Source organism: Undibacterium sp. Di27W, from assembly GCF_049340345.1.
Taxonomy (GTDB): Bacteria; Pseudomonadota; Gammaproteobacteria; order Burkholderiales; family Burkholderiaceae_D; genus Undibacterium.
This window is the reverse complement of the sequence record NZ_JBMPOS010000161.1, coordinates 1-276: the sequence shown is the minus strand read 5'-3', so window position 1 is coordinate 276 and position 276 is coordinate 1. Positions and strand designations below refer to the sequence as shown.

General features: G+C 51.8%; 1 protein-coding gene. It reads right to left on the bottom strand.

The window, feature by feature from the left end:
- Positions 1–276: transposase (locus tag ACO0LF_RS31740; RefSeq protein WP_423021437.1), on the bottom strand; the 276-nt coding region annotated here is incomplete at both ends.

Here is a 276-nt window from a genome sequence, read left to right as displayed (position 1 = left end):
AGTGCCATTGATTCCCTTTTTTGGTTTGACGCATTTCCGGATCACGTTCTCCATCTTTGTTCTTGGTCGAAGACGGGGCGGCAATGATGGTGGCATCAACGATGGTGCCGCCCGACACCTTCATCCCACGCTCTTGCAAATGACGGCCCACTTCCTCAAAAATACGTTTGCCAAGTGCATGCCGTTCCAGTAAGTGCCGAAATTTACACACCGTCGTTTCATCAGGAACAGGCTCGCTGCCCAGGTCTATGCCGACAAAACTGCGCATGGAAACTG